Source organism: Candidatus Jettenia sp. AMX1, from assembly GCF_030263775.1.
Taxonomy (GTDB): domain Bacteria; phylum Planctomycetota; class Brocadiia; order Brocadiales; family Brocadiaceae; genus Jettenia; species Jettenia caeni.
This window is the reverse complement of record NZ_SZPP01000039.1, coordinates 1-17,740: the sequence shown is the minus strand read 5'-3', so window position 1 is coordinate 17,740 and position 17,740 is coordinate 1. Positions and strand designations below refer to the sequence as shown.

Below are 17,740 nucleotides of genomic sequence, written 5' to 3'. Positions count from 1 at the left end.
AAACACCTCCTAATGGCAAACTCCAAATATGAAGCTTATTATTTTACAATAAATTTATGAAGGCAACTCCACTTTTACAGCACATACCTTATATTCAGGGGTAAGCGCCAATATATCCTCTCCGGGACCAGTTAAAACATTCGTTGGGGTCTCCGGGAAATGAAAGGATAGGAACACGCTCCCCGGTCTGGACTTCGTTGTAACATCTGCTTGCACTTCCAACGATCCCCGTCGCGATGTTACTCTCACGATATCTCCTGTTTTTATACCAAGTGGCTCAGCATCACTGGGATGTATCTCTATAAATTCTTCAGAACTGATTGAACGAATCTCCGGATTCCGAAGTGACATCGAACCGTTATTATAATGATAGAGACGGCGGCCTGTTGTTAAATATAAAGGATAGTCATTATCAGGTAATTCCTCTGAAGGGGTATACAAGAGGTCATTGAGCCGTCCTTTTCCTCTCGTAAAGGTATCTTTGTGCAAAATGGGCGTACCAGGATGCTTCTTATCCCATACTGGCCATACCAGCCCATCCCCCTCAAGCCGTTCATAATCAATTCCTGCAAATTCTGGGGTGAGGCTGGCAATTTCCCTCATAATTTCGCCTGGATGGTTGTAATGCATCGGATATCCCATCGCATTAGCAATGAAACACATAATCTCCCAATCATGCCTTATCCCTTCTGGCGGTGGTATAGCCTGGTTCAATCGCCTGACTCTTCTCTCCGCATTGGTAAAAGTACCTTCCTTCTCAAAAAAGCAGCTGGCAGGAAGGACTACATGGGCTAATTTAGCTGTTTCTGTCATAAAAAGCTCCTGTACCACAAGAAACTCAAACTCTTTCATGGCAGAAACCACATGATGGGTATTCGCTTGTGTTGCCGCAGGATCGTATCCAATGATGTACATTGCCTTTACCTTTCCTGCCAGGGCTTCTCTATACATTTGAGGTTCCTTTAAACCTGGTTTCACAGGAAGTTGACAGCCCCATGCTTCAGAAAACTTTTTATGAACAATAGGATCATCTGCTTTTTGATAGCAAGGATAAACATCAGGCAAGGCACCCATATCACAAGAACCCTGAACATTATTTTGCCCACGGAGAGGATTGATACCGGTATTGGGCCTCCCAATGTTTCCGGTAATCAAAGATAAATTTGCAAGAGACATAACACCATGCGAACCGGCCTTATGCTCGGTCATTCCCAATCCATAGACGATCATACCCTTCCTTGTACCCGCATAGATCCTGGCAGCCTTAATAATATCCTCCTGAGGAACCCCTGTAATTTCTTCTACTCTTTCAGGTGTATACTGTACGACCACTTGTTTCAGCATATCTATGTTTTCCGTACGTTGCTGGATAAACTCTTTATTCTCCAAATCCTCTTTTAAAATGACATGGAGCAAGCCATTAATAAGAGCCACATTGGTGCCCGGTTTCAAACGGAGCCATACCGTTGCGTACTGGACAAGTTCTATTTCACGCGGGTCGATTACAATCAATTTAGCTCCGTTCTGCCGTACCGCCTTTTTTATCTTCAGAGCTGCTACCGGATGTGCTTCAGTAGTATTTGAACCACTGACAATAAGCGCTTCTGCACCCTCAATATCAGCAAGAGAATTGGTGGCCGCTCCGCTTCCCAATGCAGCCCTGAGTCCTGTAACCGATGGCGCATGACATACCCGCGCACAATTATCCATATTATTTGTGCCCATCACGGCACGAGTAAATTTTTGAGCTAGATAATTCTCCTCGTTTGTACCTCTTGAGGAACTAAGACATCCAAAAGCATCAGGTCCGTATTTCAACTTGATCTCCATAAATCTTCTGGCAACCAGATGAATGGCCTCCTCCCAGCTTGCTTCCCTGAAAGGTTGATTCAGGTGATCGCGAATCAGAGGCGACTTCAATCGATCAGTGCTTTTATGGAATTCAAAGCCGTATCGCCCTTTAACACATAAGCTGCCATAATTAGGAGGTGAATGGGTATCTGCCGTTACCTTCAGGATTTCATTCTGCTTTATGTGAAGGACAAGACTGCAACCCACACCACAGTAACAACAAACGGTACGCACTTTTCTTGTTTCCCATGGACGGCCTTTCTTTACTGCAGGCTTATCCATGAGAGCGCCGACGGGACATACGGAAACACAGTGTCCGCAAAATACACAACCGGAGTTTTTTAATGGTTTCTCAAAGGCAGTTGCAACTGAAGTCCCCATTCCCCGACTCGAAAATTCCCAGACATGCTGATTCTGTACTTCATCACAAATCCTGACACATTTTCCACAAAGTATGCATTTACTCATATCCCGGTAAATAGCCGGATTCGAGTCATCAGGTACAGGCGATGGATTACAGTTCATAAACCTTGAGGTTTTCACTTCATATTCATACATGAGCTTCTGAAGCTGACATTCCCCGGTTTTATCGCAGGTAAGACAATCATTGGGATGATGAGACCAGATAAGTTCTAAATTAAGTTTACGCGCACGCATAACTGATTCACTGCGGGTAGAGACCTTCATGTCTTTAGATACCGGAGTTGCACAGGATGCCACCAGAGACCGTGCACCCTCGACCTCCACTACACACATGCGGCAAGCTCCCGTAGGAGCTAAACGTGGGTCGTAACACAAAGTAGGGATATGAATTCCAGCTTTTTGGGCTGCTTGTAAAATTGTTTGAAAAGATTCCGACTCTACCTTCTTACCATCAATGAATAAAGATACCATAGTTATATTCTCCATGTATAGTTATAGATGTTGAGAAACAAAGCTTCGATGAATTTTTAAAGCGAAGTACAAAAACATTATCCAATTAACTATTGGAAGGAGGGCGGTATCTTTCCCTTGGGGATGGTACTGAGAATGAATGGGGACTATATCTCTCGCTGGATAGTATGTAAGTTATAAACTAAAAACATCCTTGAGATTTTGAGAGATACAAAAAAGGCAGATTGTGAAGAGTCCTTACCTTATCCACAAAATCCGGGAATGGCACCGCCACCTTAACAGGTGTACTCACCCATACTTAAGTAACATGTATTCCTCCCGGATCATTATTGAACTCCAAAGATATAATGTAAATTACATGAGGCTGCCTTTGGCAGAGCCAGTGTAGGGCGAAACTTTAGCCTTGCCCTATATAATTGAATTTCCGAAATATTACCTGAGCAAACTTATTTTGTAATTTTTTTTTAAACTAGTTTGATTATACAGATGAGTCACTATTTTGCAATTGCAAAATAGTGTGAACAGCTCAAACAAATATGCTAAATCCTCCACGTAAGGAAGAGAAACCAAGGAAAATTTTGTAGTTACATAATGTATTAATTTATACTTATTGTCATTTAATATAGCTTCCATTTGATCCAAGTTAACCAATACGTCTTGTGCTAAAAATTACCTATGGTTATGGTCGTGGTTATTGTGTTCATTATTGATCTTACACTCACAGCCGAATTGAATAACCGTATGTCCAATCCTGAATTTGTCGCTCAAAACGCAATTAATCATTTTAGAAAGTTTTGTAGTCTCACTGATCATCATATCTTTTGTATCGATATGGGCGCTCATAGAGTACATCCCGGAGGTAATCGTCCAGATATGAATATCATGCACATCATCAATTCCGGGAATCTGCCTGAGGCTCTCGGCTACTTTATCAATATTAATCTCTCTCGGAGTAGCCTCCAATAAGATATCCACAGACTCCATCACTAGTTTATAAGACCAGATAAGGATAAGCACACAGAGCATAACACTGATAATGGGATCAATAATAAACCAGTGAGTATAATAGATAATTACAGCCCCGACTATGACACCTATAGAGGAAATGGTATCGCCGATCATATGAATAAATGCAGATTTGATATTCAGACTGTGCCCCCCGTGATCATGACCACCTTTCATAAGAATATAAGCACAAGCTACATTGGCAATCAAACCCACACATGCAACAACAAACATCTTCCCGCTGGAGATAGTTTCAGGATGCATAAAACGGTGATAGGCCTCGTAAAATATCCACAGGGTAATTACAAAAAGAATCACACCGTTAAATAATGCTGCTAATATCTCTAAACGATAGAAACCATAGGTTTTTTTTACCGTAGGCGGTCGTGCTGCAAATAATAAGGCAAATAAGCTTATCAACAAAGCAAATATATGAGTAAGCATGTGACCTGCATCGCTAATCAGGGCAAGACTATTGGTGATAATTCCACCGATTACTTCAAAGATAAAGATACCACCAGTTATAAAACTCGTGAGAATGAGCTTTTTTCGCTCATGAGCCCTGTACACATGTCTATGCCCATGCTCATCTTCTGTCTTGTAATAATCTATGCTATGGATGTGTTCGATGATCTTTCTCCAAACAAATACATAATCATTTTAAAGATACACTTTTATTCAATTATAAGACCCTAATGAAATGAAAACAAACTTTTTTCTAAAAACACATCTGTATCCTCAATGTTCTTATACACCTGGATACAGAATCTTTCTCATTATAGAAACCCGATTTTCCCTTGACCACACATCAATTCCGTAGTAATATTCGGCATATTGGTTCCATTAAATTATCATCTCTATGGTTATGGTTACAATACCCGTTCGTTTACCGGTAATAATCCCTTTATTTCGCCCCTTTAAAAAAGAGGAATTCTGTGGGTATTTTAGAAACAAGTAACATGGCACAAAAAAATCAATATCCGGATTTTATCAACCCTTATCATCAGTAATATAAAAGAGAGGGCCAATCATGGGAAAGATTATCTCATTTATCAACTATAAGGGCGGAGTTGGTAAAACAACCACCACATATCATATTGGATGTGCCTTAGCTTTGTATCATAACAAGAAAATTTTACTCATCGATACAGATCCCCAAGCAAACTTAACCTTTTTATGTACTATACCAGAACAATGGGAGATATTTAAAAGAAATCATGGGACTATCTCAGAATTGTTTAACTCCTATTTAAAGGATACCGCAAACTCTTTTGACATTGAAAAAATCATATGGAAATCACCCATTAAACAGGCAACAAAGGAAGCTGTGCCAAACCTTGACCTGATTCCATCCGATGTTGAGTTATTAGGCATCGATATTGATTTGGCTGCAAAAACAAAAATGAAAAATGAAAAGGGATTTTATCAGGAACAGATCCATATCCTCAGACGAACAATCAAGAAGATCAAAAACGAATTGGGTATCGATACTTCCTGTGATTTTCGGGATGCTTTTTTTTATATAGAACAACGCCATATTCTCAGAAAAGCACTTGATAGGATAAAAGACATCTATGATTACATACTTATTGATTGCCCTCCAAATTTGTACCTTGTAACCCAGAATTCAGTGTTTACCAGTGATTATTATATGATAACAACAATCCCGGATCATCTATCAACGATCGGAATAAGTATCCTTATCAAAAAAATTACTGATTTAAATGCCGCTATTACTCAAAAATACCGTATTATAGGGTCGAATGCAAAATCCGTTATTTTGAAAGGCTTATTATTTACGATGATTCGTAAATCTGGCCCAAATATTGTAAGTACCTTGAAAGAAAGAATGCAATCGCTCCGTAAAGATTACCATACTCTCTGTTTTGAACAGTATATATCGTTGGGCACCGGATACACAGAAGCTGCCGCATCTGCGTTACCTGTTTTTTTAGCAAACGACAGCAACTCAATTCGGGTAGCATCGGAATATAAAGAAGTAACAAATGAGTTTTTACAAAAAGTTGATGGTAACTAACTATGGCAAAAATAAGAAAAAAATATAACCTGAATAATGCATTACTACAAATAAAAGAATACCTTCTGTTATTGCCAGGAAATGAAGACCGGCAAAGAATAATGCAAAGTATCTCCGAAATACGAAAAGAACTTGAGACGTTACGGGAAAATATCAATCATTTTCCCGATACGTCTGAGATGGAACAAATATCCAGCGCCATTACTACCCTTGCATCATTTTTCGAAACCTTAAAAGACAGGCCTCTTCTTGCCGAAAGCCTTTTCCCAAAACAAGCAAAGGCAAAAAAGCCTAAAAGCATCGCGATCGATATTGCTGCATTACAGCAACAGTTGGAGGAACTACCCACAGAGCAGATTCCTGAACAACTTACAAAGCACAAAAAGGATACCCTTCTTGAATTATCCTTAAAAATGAATATAACAGCCAACAAGAGGCTTACAAAAGATGCCCTCGCTGATAGAATTTTTAAGCTGGGATTTGCAAATAAAAGAGGATATGATTTATTGAAAGGTTAATAATACTGCCTTCCAGAAGTAATGAGCAGTTTACAAAAGCAAGCAAAGATCAAGGTAAAGTATATCTTCTTTGTTTACTACCCGATTTTTAAACAACTTGTATATCGCAGGAAATAGTACTATGTCAAAAGGAAAGAATAAAGGGAGGGAAAGTTTTGTTCATCAAAAAACGTTTTTCTCTCCTGAGATTATAGAAGAACAGGCAAGAGATGATTTGGAAAAGAAAAAATTTCGCCAGGCGAAAGACGGTTTTAAGGAACTCTGCAAGCTTGACAAAGAAAAATATCTTCCCAAACTTTTGGAATGTTACCACGGTCTGGCAAATCAGATGATCCAAAACGGACAATTGTCGGATGCAGCTCAAATTATTGATAATATAAAAGCGCTCACGGGAGATAAAGACGAAGGGACTCTGGATATTTTGATTGCCATGAAAAAGAAAGATTATGATGCGGTTGCAAGGATATATGCCGATCTCTTATCACGGGGAAAAAATCTAGCAAATATTCAAGAATTACCACGGGTAGCCGATGCCCTGGTTATCGTATTTCAGGAATTTCCCCAGCTAAAATCAGCCTGTCCTGAAATAGACGAAGAATTATGCGCTGTACAGCATGCGTTGGAAGACATTTCCGCAGAAAGATATGAAGAAGCATGGCTAAAGGCAAAGAAAATTGCGGTACATTCTCTTTTTTCCCACTGGAAATTGTTTATTAAGGGACTCATTGCCTTTTATAAAAAAGAGGATCAGAGGGCGCTTGAAGCCCTTGGACGTATCTCCTCAAATACACTCTTACGGGATATTGCGCAACCGTATATGGCGCTCCTGAACAGTAAAATTATTGATCGAAATACCATACATGAATCATTTGTAAAAAAAATGTGTATAGTAGCCGGATATCCAGACCTTGTATCCATTCTGCCAAGAGCCGATTCTCTCTGGAAGGCAGGACGTTACTACGATTCTTACTGCCATATCCGTAACACCATGAAGACCTTTCCTGAAGAAAGTTCCGATATTTCGGGTACACTTACACGGTTCTATTTTAATAGTATTCACCATTTACCCGGCAAAGCAGCAATGAAATATCTCGATGATTTACTAAAAAACGATACGGTTGCCTCTCCTGAATACAATCTTGAGAAGGTACTCATTTGCAAAGCAGAAAGCCTGTTTTTTGAAAATAAACTGGTAGATGATGATGAAGATGACAGCGACTGCGCTCAGGTGTGGGAGTGTTTTTTAGAGACTTACAGAAAGGTTTTTGGTAGTAATAACAAATTGGAATCCCTTGTTTACTTCCGCCTTGGTTCGTTGTTTGCTGTTGAGAAACCGCAAGAACCTCCCCTTTTCCCCTGGTTGCCCGTTAGGAAAAATAAAGACCTTCTGAGGAGTGCGCATCTTGCTGAGCACTATTTCAATAAAAGTATAAGCATGGATAAGAATAACAAGGATGCATATCTGGGATTATTACAAGTATATGAAAAGACCTATAATCAATCAAAGGCAAATAAATTATTGGACAGATTAATCCCTCTTTTCCCCGATGATTCAGCCATTCTGACCCGGGCTGGCGTCAGTTGTGTTGAGCGCAAGTCATACATAAAGGGAATGAAATATCTTGAACAGGCTACTCAGAGGGATCCTCTGGACAGCACCATAAAAGATCATCTTGGTTTTTCTTATCTAAAAGCTGCTCGTGTTTATTTTGATAAAAAACAGATGGACCAGGGAAGGAATATATTCGAAAAGGCATTAAAGAATGGAGTATCGAATGCCCATGATTTCAATAGAGGATACGCATATATTTATGCCCGATGGGCTGTCCTTGAATTAAAAAACGAGAACAAGGACGCAGCCAATGAAAAGTTACAACTTGCCCGTGGGAAGGCAGAAAAATTACTTCCTCTTCTTTACTTCACTCAATTAATTTCCCGATGTTATGAGCTTCCTGATACTTCTCTGCAAAAACTGAACGCAGAAGTCGATCGGGAATGGAGTCTTCCACCGACTCCGGAGAACGCTGTAGCTTTATTGATGATTTACAGCTATATCAATACTTTGGGTTTTGCCTGGTTAAAAGCAGAAATGAAAAGGGTTGTCCTGTATGCTCTTGATGCTTCTGACAAACCATGCTCCCGGAATGATGCCCTCGGTATTGTCTCTTTTGCCTTGCCTGATAAACAAGCGCATAAATTAGGCGATGTATATATCAAAAAAATGCTGGAAAAAGACAGGGAAGATCCTCAATTTCACTATTTGAAATACCAATTACAAATAATGAACAGCCGCCGTCTGCCAGGAAAAGAAGGTATTGAAGAACTGAATCGCATTCTTCACCTTGCAGAAAAGAGAAACAATAGAGAATTGGTGCGGGATTTAAGAAAAAGAATCAAGGCGTTGGAAGAAATACTCAAGGTAGAGGATACACTGAATTATGGTGGTGCATTTGACACGAGTGGTACGAATACGAACCTGAATATGGATATGGAAATTTTAGAAGAATTATTTGAAGAGATGCAACGAACAATGGGTGGACGTGGGAGGGGAAAACGTTAGCTACCCTTTCTTTTTCTCTGTTTTTAGCCTCTTTATGTTTTACAATAAGCTTTTTTCATGAAGGAATATACTCTATGACACCGTATGAATTATTAGGTATCGATCCAACTGCTGATGATAAAACGATTCGCAGGGCATACCTGGAATTAATAAAGATCTATTCACCTGATAGAGAACCAGAGCGGTTTAAAGAGATAGCAAATGCATACGAGTCGGTAAAAGATGAAAAAAGGCGGTTAGAATTTTATTTATTCAATAAAGATATCCCCATAAACCATCCTTTCGAGGCATTATCGCTGCAAATGAAAAGGGCAGGGAAAAGAAAACCACCGGACTTTACCACATTAAAGGAGTTACTCGGAAATGTATGATGAAGTAGCGAACGCCGACAGCAATCTTGAATCATGGAAATCCAATATTGAACGCGAATTTAAACAATGGATCAGCGAATTAACCACGATTCCGGAAGTTAATCCCCTGCCTGAGGAACCAGATTTATATTCATTTTACCAGGAATTGTGCGTTTTCAGAAATGAACTTCGCGTGGGAGGAAGGCGGAATCAGGAAGTTCTTACGCGTTTCGGAGAAAGCTTGTCCGATTTCCAGAAGACTATTACTGGCCTCCAAAATAAACTATACCAGATGGATAAAGAAAAGGAAGAAAGTGAATTCCTCTCGCGTAAGCACCTTTTTATCCTATTGGTTGATGTGTTGGAAAGAATGGAAAGACTAAAGAAGAGATTATCATCTCCTCCTAAAAAGACATTCTTTAAAAACGATACCAATTGGAGGAATGCATGGAATAGTTTTAAAGATGGATTTGATATTACCTATTCTCATTTAGATAGTTTATTAAACAGGGAAGGAATTATGAGGATAGAAACGGTTGGAATGCCTTTTGATCCTACATGCATGACAGCCGTTGCCGTTGAACACACAGAAAGGTATCCAGTTAACCAGGTCGTAGAAGAAATATCCCCCGGCTTTTTATATAAAGGATATAGCATAAAACCGGCCGAGGTTAGAATAGCAAAAAATTAGGCTGCTTTTGACAGCAAGGGTAGGTTCGAAACCTGCTCCTCCCACTCATGAAAAAACAGAGTCAATGTAGGGCAAGGCTTTAGCCTTGCAAGGATGCAAACCCAAAGGTTTACCCTATATACAGAGGAAACCACAGAATACACGAAAGAAATACCCTGTGTCCTCTGTGGTTAGATTTTCACAAACGGAAAATGAATGAAAGAGGTTAAAAATGGAAACAATTGTCGGAATAGATCTGGGTACCACCAACTCAGAAATTTCTCTCCTGGAGGATGGAAAACCAAAGGTTATTACTATTGATGGCGATCCCATCATGCCTTCGTGTGTTGGCATTGACAAAAGCGGTAAACTTATCGTCGGAAAGGCGGCGAAGAATCAAATAATCTCAGACCCTGAATCCACAGTATTATCCATAAAACGAAAAATGGGAGAACACATCCGGGTCAGGTTGGGTAATAAGGAATTTTCCCCGGAGGAAATATCTTCCTTCATTCTCCTGGAGCTAAAGAAGCACGCAGAAAGGTATCTTGGGAAAACAATAGAGAAAGCTGTCATTACCGTTCCGGCTTACTTTGATGACCGCCAGAGAAAGGCAACAAAAGATGCAGGTTTATTGGCAGGACTCGACGTAGTCAGGATTATCAATGAACCAACTGCCGCTGCCCTTGCATATGATGCAGGGCATATAGAGAACCACAAACTCCTGGTTTATGACCTTGGCGGCGGTACGTTTGATGTCTCTCTTGTGGTAGTTGAAAACGGCGTTGTGGAGGTTAAGGCAAGCCATGGAGATACCAAACTTGGCGGGGATGATTTTGACCAGTTATTGATTAACCATATTATACAGGACTTCAAAACCAGGCACGGTATTGATTTAAACGAGGATCTCCGGGCAAGGAGACGGCTTCTGGTATCCGCAGAAAAGGCCAAGCGGGAGCTTTCCGATCATCCTTTTGCAAGGATACGGGAAGAGTACCTGTACAAAGATCTGCATCTCGATATAGAGATATCCAGAAGTAACTACGAAGAAATGATCCGGCCTCTTTTGCAAAAGACTTTGAATTGTATCCAAATGTGTCTCAAGGATGCATCGATCCTGCCAAGAGAGATAGATAAGATCATTCTCGTTGGCGGAGCAACCCGAACCCCTTTGGTACATGAGATCATCAAAAGCGAAATCGGGATTGAACCCCATTATGAAATCAGCCCGGACCTGATCGTTTCCATGGGCGCTGCCATTCAAGGTGGTGTTATTGCCGGTTACAAAACACATTCTATCCTGGTTGATATTACTCCCTATACTTTCGGCACCAGCGCAATAGGAGAATACGATGGGCAGACGCACCTCGATGTCTTTGTTCCCATCATCAAGCGAAATACCCCTTTACCCGTAAGCAAAGGAGAGGTTTTTTATACCGTGGCTGATAATCAGGAGGAGGTAGATGTAAATATTTATCAGGGAGAGGAACCTCTTGCGGAGGACAATATCTTCATCGGTAATTTTCTCGTTAAAGGATTGAGCAAGGTTCCGGGGGGAAATGAAATTGTATTAAATCTTGAGCTTGATATTAATGGCATCTTGAAGGTCACTGCTATTGAAAAATGTACGGGACTTTCAAAAGTTGTGACGATGGATACCAAAAATATCAAAACCCACTTAGATATTGCAGCAGCTCAAAAGAATATAGCTTCTTTCTTGACTGATGAGGCTGAAGATGAAGAAGCAGAGGTCTCTGATGCTCACTTTGAAATTGTAGAAGGCGAAGAAACAGAAAAACAACCGCTTCTTATGAAAGCAAAAGACCTCCGCAAACGGGCAGAAAAATTGTTGAATTCTATCGGACAAGAAGATGCACAAGAGATACGCGATTTACTGGATAAAAGTCGTGATGCGGTAAACGCCGGCGATACAAAACGTTTGAGTGAAATAAATACATCCCTTGAAGACATGATCTTTTATCTGGAGGACTAATGGAAATTCAATGTCCCTCGTGTAAAAAAACAAATTCGGATTCCTCCACCTGCGTCCGGTGCGGCTGCGAGCTGCAAACGTTACAGGCAATCCTGCAGGCTGCCGAGTCTGAGATCTCAATCAGCAAGAATAAATTACGGATGAGAAATCCTCAGGATGCGCTCAATCATGCGCTCAGGTCATGGCGTCTCAAAAACTCCCCAGAGGCAGCAAAACTGGCATTCCTGGCGCATGTCAGTGAAAAAAGATACAAAGAAGCCCTTATGTGGTATAGTGCTATGCAAATAAAGAAAGAGAATGGCTAACAGGAAATTGCGTAAAGGTCGAGCCCTCCGGGGTTATCCAGGTTATTTCTCCAATCCATACGCCCATGCCAGGATGCTGCCATCCATGTACTTTACATTTTTAAAGCCTGCATTTTTCAAGATGCGATAGGCCTGGACAGCACGCAAGCCACTGCGGCAGTAAGTGATAATTTCCTTCGAGCCATCGAGTTCATGGGTTCGTGATGCCAGTTTATCCAGTGGGATGTATTGACATCCTTTAATATGACCGCTCTTGTATTCCATATCTGTCCTCACATCAAGCAATATAAAATCCTCACCTCGGTCGCTCTTTTCCGCAACCTTCTGGGGAAGGATGCCTGTTGCCTTTCCTGTTAATTTATTATTCAGGACATTTGCGGCTACGAGGATGGCATCCATCACCATGGCATAGGGTGGGGCATAGGCCAGATCCAGTTTAGAAACCTGGTCAACCATTGCACCGAAGGTTAAGGCAGTTGCAATAATATCAATGCGTTTGTCAACGATACCATCTCCAACGATCTCCGCACCCAGGAGTTTCCTGGTAGTTACATCAGCAATGAGTTTAATAATAATGTCTTTTGCACCAGGGTAGTAATGGGACATATCAGATGCGGGGACGATTGTGGATTCGATCTTAAAACCCTCCTTAATTGCCTCCCGTTCGGAAAGCCCGACTTTCCCGACATTCAACTCAAAAACCTTCACGATCAGCGTACCCAAAACACCTTTAAAAGTATCGGCGCCGCCTGTAGCATTAATTGCCGCAACACGACCCATCTTGGCCGCTGTAGAGCCTAAAGCAATCCATACAGGTTTTCCGGTTACGAGATGAATATTTTCAGCGCAATCGCCAATGGCATATACATCAGGGATATTCGTTTCCATCCGCTCATTTACCTTTATGGCGCGTGTGGTACCGATCTCTATACCTGCCTCCTGGGCTAGTTTAGTATTGGGTCTGATGCCAATGGAGAGGATGACCATATCGGCTAGTAACTGTCGTTTACCCGTAATTACTTTTGTTACAGCACTATCGCCGTTTCCCTCAAAAGATTTTACCCCATCCGACGTGATGATCCCGACACCCTTCTCTTCCAGGTACTTTTGGACAATCAGTGCCATATCCTTATCCAGGGGCGGCAGGATTTGGTCGAGAAGTTCGACTATCGTCACCTTAATACCTCTCAATACAAGATTCTCCGCCATTTCCAGACCAATGAGCCCACCGCCAACAATCACGGCATTTTTAATCTTCCCGCTCTCTACGCATGACTTTATCTTGAATGCATCGCTAACGGTTCTCAGCGTAAAGATATTGCCCAGTGAAATTCCCGGCAGTGGAGGAATAATGGGCTGTGCTCCTGTGGCAATAATAAGCTTGTCATAATTGAAGATAATGTCTCGTCCCTTTTCAATACCCTTGACCTTGACCTGTTTGGACTTAGTATCGATGGACGTGGCTTGATGCCTGGTAAGGACATCAATATTATGCATATTCTTAAAATACGGAGGCTCTCTGATGAGCAGCTTTTTAGAATCCTTGACGATATTTCCAATGAAATACGGCGTACCGCAGCTTGCATACGAAATGTATTGTTCATCTGTTACCACAGTAATATTCATCATGGGCAACTCGCGCCGCGCCTTTGCTGCCGCCTTCATTCCAGCCGCCACGCCACCGATGATTACCAGGTGTTTACTCTCATTTGACATACCGTTACCTCCATTCAAAAATTCTTAAAGAAAACTTGTTAATAAGTTATCCATTTTCTACTCTCTTTTCTTAAGAGAAAGATGTGTTTTTCCTGAATGGCTGTTTTAAGAAGACTTCCCAAAAAACCAACAAAGGTAATTTTCTTCAAGAAGGGGAGTGCCAACCATCCCACAGCAAGATGCCTTCCCAGACTGACCACCTCACCCAAGACCTTTGGATGGTACGGTTTCCTCACACCTCCAGAAATATCCGTGTAGATATTGTATGCTGCCAATCGTCCTTGCTGCAATGCAAACTGGGCAGCGGCGGGAACAGGTTCTTTTGTGTAGGGATTTATTGCAAGGGCACTATCACCAATGGCATAAATGAAAGGATAACCTTCTGCCCGAAGAAACTCATCAACAACGATACGCCCTGATTCTCCGATTTTCAACCCGCTTTCTCTTGCAAGTTCACTGACCCGAATGCCTCCTGTCCAAATTAAAGTTTTTGTTTTCAACACTTCACCCGATGAAAGGGTTGCAGCGTCCGGTGTCCGGCCTATGATTTTTGATCTTGGTATGATTTTTACACCTTTTTCAAGGAGTTTTTTATGAATACGTGTCGCAAAGGATTCATCCATTCTCGGAACTACGCGACTACCCGGTCCAACAATGATGATTTCAACCTCACGGGGATCCACCCGTGAATTACGGGTACACTGTGCTGCATGGTCAGCAAGTTCAGCAGCGAATTCTACTCCTGACAAACCACCACCGCCGATGACAAACCGGAGCATATCTCTTCGCCGCTCTTCAACCGGTTCTGATGCCGCACGCATACAGAGTTGACCAATATAGTCGCAGATCAGATGAGCGTCTCTCAAAGTTTGAAGCGGGAAAGAGTTTTCCTGCAATCCAGGGATATTGTAAAAATTTACCTGACTTCCAAGCGCTATTATCAGGTAGTTAAATGACAAAGATCCGCTTTCCATATGAACGATACGCTCATTGGAATCAATTCTGGTTACTTCTCCAGGATGAAAAACGATATTTTGTCTTTGTATAATGCGGTCAATAGGAATGGATATCTCTGTTTTTCGAACAGCTGCCTCATGTAATTGTGTCTTGAGCGTATGGTAAGGGTTTCTATCGATGAGATGTATCTGATATTCGGGATGCTGACGGAACAACCTTGCTAACCTCAATGCAGCAGTAATTCCTCCATAGCCTGCCCCTATAACAACAATATTCTTTTTGACTTCCATGATTGATACTTTCGGATAAATCCAAAACGATTCTGGTTGAAACAAACAATATTTCTATACCACCAATTTGAATCAAAGAGTTTTCACGACGTCAAACCCTCCAGGATATGCTTAATGCGTGCGTTGCCGAATCGCCGCACGGCGGGTTACTGCCAGATCGTAGGCGCGTGCGATATCAGTATTGCGCAGTAAACCCACTAAACTATGCAAACTGTTGCGGGCAACGACTGGCAACTGACCAACATTGCGCACTCCGATACGCCGCAACGCGGCGCCAATCGTCTCGTCGGGATATGCCAGGAGCAACTCTCGTGCGCAGACTTCACCAACAGTACGCACTATGCCGCTATCGTCATCCTGAGCGCGGTCAATGTCTTGCACAGTGATAATACCAGTCAATTCGCCTGCATTATTAAGCACTGGTAAGCCGTGCTGTCTTTTTCGTATAAGCAAATCGGTTGCTACTATCAACGAATCAGATTCCCGCAAAGTAACGATTTCAGTCTCCATGACTTCACTTACCATAATTGTTTCCAGCACGTCAATGTCGCGTCCTCGTTGCAGACGTATACCCTTACGCGTCAGTCCCAAGGTATATACTGAATCGTGTTGTAAATGCCATGAAAGAAACAGGCTAACATTTACTGCAGCTATCAGTGGCAGAATAATCCGATAGTCATGGGTCATTTCAAATAATAGGATGAACGAGGTAATCGGCGCATGTATCGTACCTGCAAGGACGGCAGCCATCCCTACCATCGCAAAGGCAGGCGGTGAAATGTTGAGAGAAGGAAAAACCTGTTTGGCAACAAGTCCATAAGCGCCTCCAAGCGCGGCACCGGAAAAAAGGGCAGGCGCAAATACACCTCCGTGGAAACCGCTGCTGATGCAAACTGGTGTTAGCACCAGTCTGGCTAACGCCAGCGAAAGCAGGAGAGTCACTTCCATCGGCTTGCCATGTAAAATATTTTCAATTGTGGCATAGCCTGTGCCAAACACCTGCGGCAGATGCATTCCAACGAGGCCAACGGCGAGACCAGCAACTGCTGGTTTAAGCCAGCGCGGGGCATTCCATGTATCAAAGATACCCCGCGTGAAATGATGCAACCGAATATAGAATGCCGCACCGAGTCCGGACAGCACACCTAACCCAAAGTAGAGCGGCAGTTCCCATACTGAGTTAAAAGCATAGGGAGGGATGTGAAATGCAGGTTGAGGCCCTGATATGGCCTGAGTAAACACAGATGAGATCACAGCTGCTAATGTAACGATCCCAAAGGCGTTTACATTCAGTTCGCCTATAATAATCTCTAAAGCGAAGAATATGCCGGCAATAGGTGCGTTGAAGGCTGCGGCTATCCCCCCTGCAACTCCCGATGCAACGAGTGCACGGATTCGTTCATCAGAAAGGCGCAAGAGTTGCCCAAACATTGATCCTAAGTATGCGCCAATCTGAACCGAAGGGTCCGCAGGACCCACTGAAGCGCCTGAACCGATGGATAATGCAGCGGCAACTGTTTTGGTTGGTATTTTTCGATATGGCAGCCGTCCACCTCCTAATGCCACGGATTCCATAATACCTGCTATGCCCAGATATCGTTCCTTACCAATAAGAAAATGGGAAATCAGTCCGACAGCGAGACCACCGATGACAGGTACAAAGAAGATCATCCAATTTCCTATGGAACCCAACATTGCTCCTATGCTGTCAAATCCTGCCCAATTTGCCAAATCTTGGAAAAATCGAAGGGCGATTTCTTTGCGATGCAAAAGGCCCAGGGGTGTATCTATCCCTTCGAATGCATACCGATATATCATGTTAAACAGTTGTTTGAAGAGCCATACTCCTATGCCGCTCGTGAGGCCAACGAGTATCGCTATTACAGCAAGAGCAACTGATTCGGAGAATTGCTGACGATTGAGCCAGCATATGGTCTTACTGAGAGAAAATAGTCTTATTTTTGTCCAGATATATGGTAACATAACATTATTTTGCTGAAAAACGTTTGTAAGAAAATATTTTTAAGTCGTAAGTAGGGTCAGGCACAACTTCTGATTATTTAATACTTTGCGACTAATATTTACTCTTGGTTTATCACTTTATCTCCGCTTGAATTCTCTTCGATAGGTGCATTACCAAAGAACGAAAAACTTGCTGATGGCTATTTCAAAATCAAATCTAAAAGGCTTAAGAAAAAACTTGCCGCTTAATTTTTAACAAACTTGAGTACTTTCGGAAAGCCCTTCGGCAAACTGTTCCAGGTGGTGATGCACATCCAGGCCCACCCGTTCCCACACCTGTTCAAATTGCCGATACAAGGCTTGCTGCTCCTCCAGACTTAGTACCTTGTTAGTTAGCGGAAACAGTAGATAATCTTCCTTCCAAATGTGATTGGGATATAGCGCGGCAAGCTCTCTCAGGCTCTTTACCACCGCCTTTTTGGCATCGGGATCACCGCTTTGGTAGGTATCTGCCGCATCGGCCAATTCTTTAACGAGCACCCGGCCGCGCTTGTGCTCGGCCGTCAGCATTCCTATGGGGCAGCCTTGTTTTGAGATACCCTTATTAACCAAAGCTGGGAATAGCAAATCC

General features: G+C 42.1%; 13 protein-coding genes. 7 read left to right on the top strand and 6 right to left on the bottom strand.

What is annotated here, in order from left to right; translation table 11 throughout:
- Positions 1-54 precede the first annotated feature (54 nt).
- Together fdhF and FBQ94_RS12085 are read right to left on the bottom strand one after the other, a co-directional pair.
- A complete protein-coding gene (gene fdhF / locus FBQ94_RS12090) occupies positions 55-2,751 on the bottom strand; it encodes a formate dehydrogenase subunit alpha (RefSeq protein WP_285442161.1) in 2,697 nt (898 codons plus the stop codon).
- Between the two features lie 663 nt (positions 2,752-3,414).
- Positions 3,415-4,320: a cation diffusion facilitator family transporter gene (locus FBQ94_RS12085; RefSeq protein ID WP_007221211.1), complete on the bottom strand. Its 906-nt coding sequence runs from the start codon at positions 4,318-4,320 to the stop codon at positions 3,415-3,417.
- Positions 4,321-4,780: 460 nt separating this feature from the next.
- On the opposite strand from FBQ94_RS12085, the gene FBQ94_RS12080 reads away from it, so the two are divergent.
- The 7 genes from FBQ94_RS12080 to FBQ94_RS12050 all read left to right on the top strand — a co-directional run bounded on the left by FBQ94_RS12080 (position 4,781) and on the right by FBQ94_RS12050 (position 12,184).
- On the top strand, positions 4,781-5,788 hold the full coding sequence (locus tag FBQ94_RS12080; RefSeq protein WP_007221210.1) for a ParA family protein: 1,008 nt from the start codon (positions 4,781-4,783) through the stop codon (positions 5,786-5,788).
- Between the two features lie 2 nt (positions 5,789-5,790).
- Positions 5,791-6,306 (top strand): hypothetical protein, encoded by a 516-nt coding sequence (locus tag FBQ94_RS12075; protein WP_007221209.1) that lies wholly within the window; start codon positions 5,791-5,793, stop codon positions 6,304-6,306.
- 121 nt (positions 6,307-6,427) lie between these two features.
- Positions 6,428-8,866 (top strand): tetratricopeptide repeat protein, encoded by a 2,439-nt coding sequence (locus FBQ94_RS12070; protein ID WP_007221208.1) that lies wholly within the window; start codon positions 6,428-6,430, stop codon positions 8,864-8,866.
- A gap of 74 nt (positions 8,867-8,940) precedes the next feature.
- Positions 8,941-9,237: a J domain-containing protein gene (locus FBQ94_RS12065; protein WP_007221207.1), complete on the top strand. Its 297-nt coding sequence runs from the start codon at positions 8,941-8,943 to the stop codon at positions 9,235-9,237.
- Positions 9,230-9,907: a nucleotide exchange factor GrpE gene (locus FBQ94_RS12060; protein WP_007221206.1), complete on the top strand. Its 678-nt coding sequence runs from the start codon at positions 9,230-9,232 to the stop codon at positions 9,905-9,907. Before FBQ94_RS12065 ends, FBQ94_RS12060 begins: the two co-directional genes overlap by 8 nt.
- A gap of 211 nt (positions 9,908-10,118) precedes the next feature.
- Positions 10,119-11,879: an Hsp70 family protein gene (locus tag FBQ94_RS12055; protein WP_007221205.1), complete on the top strand. Its 1,761-nt coding sequence runs from the start codon at positions 10,119-10,121 to the stop codon at positions 11,877-11,879.
- On the top strand, positions 11,879-12,184 hold the full coding sequence (locus FBQ94_RS12050; RefSeq protein WP_007221204.1) for a hypothetical protein: 306 nt from the start codon (positions 11,879-11,881) through the stop codon (positions 12,182-12,184). Before FBQ94_RS12055 ends, FBQ94_RS12050 begins: the two co-directional genes overlap by 1 nt.
- Positions 12,185-12,226: 42 nt before the next feature.
- On the opposite strand, the gene FBQ94_RS12045 is transcribed toward FBQ94_RS12050, so the two are convergent.
- The 4 genes from FBQ94_RS12045 to FBQ94_RS12030 all read right to left on the bottom strand — a co-directional run.
- Positions 12,227-13,900, bottom strand: coding sequence for an FAD-dependent oxidoreductase (locus FBQ94_RS12045; RefSeq protein ID WP_007221203.1), 1,674 nt, complete (start codon positions 13,898-13,900; stop codon positions 12,227-12,229).
- 38 nt (positions 13,901-13,938) lie between these two features.
- Positions 13,939-15,147, bottom strand: coding sequence for an NAD(P)/FAD-dependent oxidoreductase (locus FBQ94_RS12040; RefSeq protein ID WP_007221202.1), 1,209 nt, complete (start codon positions 15,145-15,147; stop codon positions 13,939-13,941).
- A 111-nt stretch (positions 15,148-15,258) separates the two neighbouring features.
- Positions 15,259-17,130, bottom strand: a complete 1,872-nt coding sequence (locus FBQ94_RS12035; protein WP_007221201.1) for a chloride channel protein — start codon at positions 17,128-17,130, stop codon at positions 15,259-15,261.
- A 231-nt stretch (positions 17,131-17,361) separates the two neighbouring features.
- A partial coding sequence (locus FBQ94_RS12030) for a hemerythrin domain-containing protein (protein ID WP_285442159.1) occupies positions 17,362-17,740 on the bottom strand: 379 nt, incomplete at its 5' end.

What these genes read in the sequence shown, in the direction of transcription:
- FBQ94_RS12080 (WP_007221210.1), top strand. Translation starts at nt 4,781, where the DNA reads ATGGGAAAGATTATCTCATTTATCAACTATAAGGGCGGAGTTGGTAAA.
- FBQ94_RS12075 (WP_007221209.1), top strand. Translation starts at nt 5,791, where the DNA reads ATGGCAAAAATAAGAAAAAAATATAACCTGAATAATGCATTACTACAA.
- FBQ94_RS12070 (WP_007221208.1), top strand. Translation starts at nt 6,428, where the DNA reads ATGTCAAAAGGAAAGAATAAAGGGAGGGAAAGTTTTGTTCATCAAAAA.
- FBQ94_RS12065 (WP_007221207.1), top strand. Translation starts at nt 8,941, where the DNA reads ATGACACCGTATGAATTATTAGGTATCGATCCAACTGCTGATGATAAA.
- FBQ94_RS12060 (WP_007221206.1), top strand. Translation starts at nt 9,230, where the DNA reads ATGTATGATGAAGTAGCGAACGCCGACAGCAATCTTGAATCATGGAAA.
- FBQ94_RS12055 (WP_007221205.1), top strand. Translation starts at nt 10,119, where the DNA reads ATGGAAACAATTGTCGGAATAGATCTGGGTACCACCAACTCAGAAATT.
- FBQ94_RS12050 (WP_007221204.1), top strand. Translation starts at nt 11,879, where the DNA reads ATGGAAATTCAATGTCCCTCGTGTAAAAAAACAAATTCGGATTCCTCC.
- FBQ94_RS12045 (WP_007221203.1), bottom strand. Translation starts at nt 13,900, where the DNA reads ATGTCAAATGAGAGTAAACACCTGGTAATCATCGGTGGCGTGGCGGCT.
- FBQ94_RS12040 (WP_007221202.1), bottom strand. Translation starts at nt 15,147, where the DNA reads ATGGAAGTCAAAAAGAATATTGTTGTTATAGGGGCAGGCTATGGAGGA.
- FBQ94_RS12035 (WP_007221201.1), bottom strand. Translation starts at nt 17,130, where the DNA reads ATGTTACCATATATCTGGACAAAAATAAGACTATTTTCTCTCAGTAAG.